Below are 5167 nucleotides of genomic sequence, written 5' to 3' on the forward strand. Positions count from 1 at the left end.
TTTCATATAAGGTTTTTGAAATTCATTAATAAAGGAGAATTATCTCTTACCCAAAGTATTAATGCCAGTTTTTTAACCATTTCAAATTTTCAAAACCTTAATGGTTACTTTTCCATTACTATTTATTTAGCGGCTTTTTTTCTTGTGGTTCTTTTTGGCTTTTTCTCTTCCACCACCACTTCTTCTACATCGGCCAAGATTCTACCACAGTGCTCACAAACAATAAGCTTTTTCCGCTCACGGATATCTGCTTGTCGTTGGGGAGGAACCACATTAAAACATCCTCCACAAGCTCCTCTTGCAACAGATACTACAGCTAAACCATTTCTGGCGTTATTTCTTATTCTTTCATAGGAACTTAATAAACGCTCCTCTATAGGTTTACTGGCCTTTTCTCTGTTCTTCAAAAGTTTTGCTTCTTCATCCTCACTTTCCTGTATGATGGAATCAAGCTCAGCTTTTTTGCTTTCCAGATCTTTATGCCTTTCAGCCAATGTTTTTTCCGTAGACTCAATTTCTGAGTTTTTTTGATCTATTCTGGCGTAATCTTCTTTAATTCTTTTCTGGCAAATTTGAATTTCAAGATCCTGAAGCTCGAGCTCTTTGGTGATGGCGTCATACTCTCTGTTATTTCTGACATTCATCTGCTGCTCTTTATATTTAGTGATCAGCTTCTCGGCATTTTTAATGCCGTTCTTGTTATTGTCGATTTGCTCTTCCAATTCTTGAAGTTCGTTTTTGAACTTCTCTACTCTGGTTTCGTAGCCAGCAATTTCATCTTCCAAATCGCTCACTTCCTCAGGAAGTGCGCCTCTGATTTTTTTGATTTCATCTAGTTTAGAATCTATCTGCTGAAGCTTCAATAAAGCGTCAAGTTTTTGTGCTACAGTGCTTTCCATGTATGTGTTAGAGATAACTGATTGGATTTGTTACTTTTTGCGATAAATAGAGCGCAATATTAGTGAATTTTTCAGATAAATACTCATAAATAAGGTCTTTTGTGAAGACCTCACTTTCGTAATGGCCAATATCTGCAATCAGGATGCGTCCTTCAGCATCAAAGAATTCATGATATTTGAAATCTCCGGTAATGAAAATGTCAGCCTGTTGGTTAATTGCTTTTGGTAATAAAAAACTTCCGGCACCCCCACACAAAGCCACCTTCTTGATTTCACCAGTAATAGCTGTATGTCGGATGCAGGAGAGGTTCATTTTTTCTTTTAAGTAAAGTAAAAATTCTTTCCCAGCCATTGGTTTTTCCAGATTTCCGATCATTCCCGAACCCACTTCCTGATTTTTATTATTGAGGGGAGTGAGGTAATAAGCAACTTCTTCATAAGGGTGATGGGCTTTTAAGGCTGCCAAAACTCCGGATTCTAAATGAGAGGGGAAGATCACCTCTATTCGGTTTTCGTGAACTTGTTCCTGTTCATTTTGAGATCCTATAGTTGGATTTGCCCCTTGAATCGGCATAAAAGTTCCCGTTCCTTCTACACTAAAACTACAATTTTTATAATTTCCTATCATCCCAGCACCTGCCAAATGAATCGCATCCATTACTTTGGAGGTGTCTTTGACAGGGATAAAAGTCGTGAGCTTGCTTAAATTTCCCTTTTTAGGAGCGAGTACGCGGCAATTTCGAAGTCCAATTATTTCGGAAATTTTTTGATTTACCCCAAGATGAACATTATCCAGGTTGGTATGAATTGCGTAGATGGCTATATCATTTTTTATGGCTTTTTGGATAGTTCGTTCTATGTAATTACTTCCCGTTAATCTTTTTAGCCCTTTAAATATTATGGGATGATGAGCGATAATAAGGTTGCAATTTCTGGATATGGCTTCCTCCACAACTTCCTCGGTAGAATCCAGACAAATCAGAGCTCCTTTTAATTCTGCTTTAGACTCCCCTGTGATTAAACCAGAATTGTCATAAGCCTCCTGAAAGGCAGGTGGAGCCCATTCTTCTAGCACCTTGATAAGGTCTTTAATCTTAATCATATTATAAAATGATTGTTTATAAATGTTATTAGATAATTGTTTTCCCTTTTAATTTTTCCCTTTGATTAATACGAGAATTGGAACTAAACTAATTGACAATTTTGAATATCGAAAAAATATTGGTGTTTTTTCTGAAATAGGGAACTTAAATCGCCTTTTCCAAGATATTTTTTGGGAAGTTTCAACATGTTACGATATTTGCAAAGATTGTCTAAAGAGATTTATGGGTAACTTTGGATGGCTTTTTTGGCCTTTTTCACTTATTTATCAGTTAATCACCAGCATACGTAACTATCTTTTTGATACTGGTTATTCAAAATCTTTTGAATTTGAAACCAATGTGATCTGTGTGGGTAATTTATCTGTGGGAGGAACAGGAAAAACTCCCATGGTGGAATATTTGGTTCGATTGTTGAAAGATCAATACCAGCTGGCTACTTTAAGTCGGGGGTATGGTAGGAAGACTAAAGGTTTTCGTTTAGCAACTGAAGACGAGTCCGCGATGACAATAGGGGATGAACCTTTCCAATATTTTTTGAAATATGGTCATCAAATAAATGTGGCTGTAGGGGAAGAAAGGGCTATTGCTATACCGGAAATTCTTTTCCGGAAGGCTGATAATGAATTGATTATTCTTGATGATGCATTTCAGCATAGAACAGTGAAGGCGGGTTTAAATGTTTTATTGACTGATTTTTCCCGCCCTTTTTTTGATGATCATGTCTTACCCTGGGGGCGTTTAAGAGAATCACGAAAAGGTGCCAGACGTGCCGATGTGGTGGTAGTTACCAAGTGTCCTCAAGAATTTTCACAGAGTGAAAGAGACTACTATAGCCAGTCAGTGAAGAATTATACTCGAAAGAATATCCCTGTTTTTTTTACCTCTCTAAGGTATCTGAAACCTATTCTCATGAGGGATTCTTTAGGTAGTGATTTTTCTAAAAACGTGGTGCTTTTTTCAGGTATTGCTAATCATCAGCCATTAGAAGAATACGTAAGAAAAAATTTTAATATGAAAAAACATATTAAATTTCGTGATCATTACGTTTATAGCTCTAAGGATTTAAAAAGAATTGAGGCAATCTTCCAGGAGATACAAGAAAAAGATAAATGTCTACTCACCACAGAGAAAGATATGGTGAAGCTTTTAACCAATGAATTAAGGCCTTATGTTCAAAGGCTTCCTATATTTTATCTTCCAATAGAAAGTTATTTTTTGCAGAATGGTTCAGTTTTTGATCAATTGATACTGAAATCTATTAAGAAATATTCGGTTTAAACTATAAAAATATAGAAATCTTTCGTGAAATCTACCAAATTTTTTCTAGTACTTGCTTTTATCCTGACGGGGTCGGGCCTTCTTCATGCCCAAATTTTGGACGACTCCACCAAATTGGTTTACGGACCTACTACCACACAGTACTTTTATGAGAATAGTATAAAATACAATCTTGAGGCTTTGCATACTATCGATACCCTTTTGGATAATATGGAAAAGTTTGGTTTCAAAGAGGTGAATGATGGACGTTATCAGGATTTGGGTAACCTGGGATCTGCTATAAGACCTTTATATTTTTCTTCTCCAAAAAATATTGGGCTAAGTTCTGGGTATGATGCCTTTAAACCTTATTTTAAAAACAAAGACCAAATTAAATATTACGATACCAAGTCTCCCTATTCCAGTATGGAGCTTATCATGGGTGGAAATGGTCGTGCTTCTACCAATGTTGAGTATAGTAGAAATATTAACCCAGAGTGGAATATTTCAGGTACCTTTTCTATGATCACTGCTCAAAAACAACTTGCTCCCAATCCCAGCGTGCCTAGAGATTTGATGGTGAATTCCACCAATTATGATATTTCCCTGAATCATAGGAGTTATAATGGCAAATATGTGCTTTTGGCTAGTTTCTCTCGTATGGGGCATAATGTGAATGAACCTGGTGGGATTATTGCGGATAATATGGATGAGTATTTCAAATATGAAAATGCTTCAGTAATGTTGAACAATGCAAAAGTCAGGGATCTTCAAAGGAACTTTCATTTGTATCAGCAATTTCAATTGACTAAACTTTTAGGAGTTTACCACTCCATTGATCTGGATTTGCAGACCGTTTCCTTTACTGATGATGAAGGTGGGTTTGCGGCAGATAAAGATCATCTTCCTCCTGCATTGGTAGATCCAACACAAACCCTTGATACCGCTCGCTTTAATTTTCTAACAAATGAAGTGGGATTAAAAGGCAATGCTGCTGATTTGTTCTATAATTTTTATGTGAAGAACAGAAAGGTCAAATATTTCATGGATTATTTGGGCAAGATTACAGATGAGAATGAAAATTATGCAGGCGGGAATATTCGTTATGATTTTTCAAAGATCACTAATCTTGGCGTTTCGGCAGAATATATGTTGGGGGGCTATTATCGGGCATCGGCAAGTATACATCATAAGTGGCTTGATGCTGAATATACTAGGTCCCGGTACAGGCCGGCTTTAATGACTCAAAGGTATTTTGGAAATCATTATGAATGGGATAATGATTTTGAGGGGATTGAATCGGATGAATTGAAGGGCTCTGTTACCTTGGCTCTTCCTTGGTTGGTTTTTAGACCAAATTTATCCATCTCCAATGTGAATAATTATGTTTATTTCAACAAAGAGCAAATGCCGGAGCAAACAACAAATGCGGCACAGATTCTTAGCCCTTCAGTTGATCTGAATTTTGTTTTTGCCAAAAAGATTCACTTTAATAACAACCTGACTTATGCTACGGTAACGGGAAAGGAAGCGGATGTTTTTCGAGTTCCTGAGCTTTTGGCAAATTCTCAATTATATTATCAAACGCCAATTTTTCAAAACAATCTATTATTTCAATTTGGTGTTGATGTACGTTATCAATCTGCTTATTATGCACCTGCTTACGATCCGGTAACCCAACAGTTTTACCTTCAGGATGATTTTCGAATAGATGATTTTGTTACAGCCGATGTATTCCTAAATTTTCGAATAGGAAGAGCAAATCTTTTTCTTAAGTATGGAAATTTACCCCAAGTTTTTGGAGATGGGTATTTTGCTTCCCCGTATATTACAGGGCCAAAGGCGGCTCTTGATTTTGGGGTAGTATGGCAATTCTTTGATTAATTACGAAAGGGGGTAAATTAAACC

4 protein-coding genes are annotated in these 5167 nt (G+C 36.5%); 2 read left to right on the top strand and 2 right to left on the bottom strand.

Annotated elements, in window-relative coordinates; translation table 11 throughout:
* Positions 1-122 precede the first annotated feature (122 nt).
* Positions 123-899 carry a zinc ribbon domain-containing protein gene (locus tag E1171_RS07665; RefSeq protein WP_155205426.1) on the bottom strand — a complete coding sequence of 259 codons (777 nt, stop codon included), beginning with the start codon at positions 897-899 and terminating at the stop codon, positions 123-125.
* Between the two features lie 7 nt (positions 900-906).
* A complete protein-coding gene (locus E1171_RS07670) occupies positions 907-2001 on the bottom strand; it encodes a Nif3-like dinuclear metal center hexameric protein (protein ID WP_155205427.1) in 1095 nt (364 codons plus the stop codon).
* Between the two features lie 223 nt (positions 2002-2224).
* Between E1171_RS07670 and lpxK the strand changes: the two genes are divergently transcribed.
* Positions 2225-3280 (top strand): tetraacyldisaccharide 4'-kinase, encoded by a 1056-nt coding sequence (gene lpxK / locus E1171_RS07675; RefSeq protein ID WP_155205428.1) that lies wholly within the window; start codon positions 2225-2227, stop codon positions 3278-3280.
* 24 nt (positions 3281-3304) lie between these two features.
* Positions 3305-5143 (top strand): putative porin, encoded by a 1839-nt coding sequence (locus tag E1171_RS07680; RefSeq protein ID WP_155205429.1) that lies wholly within the window; start codon positions 3305-3307, stop codon positions 5141-5143.
* Positions 5144-5167: the final 24 nt, after the last annotated feature.

It is taken from the genome of Xanthovirga aplysinae (assembly GCF_009711365.1).
GTDB lineage: Bacteria > Bacteroidota > Bacteroidia > Cytophagales > Cyclobacteriaceae > Xanthovirga > Xanthovirga aplysinae.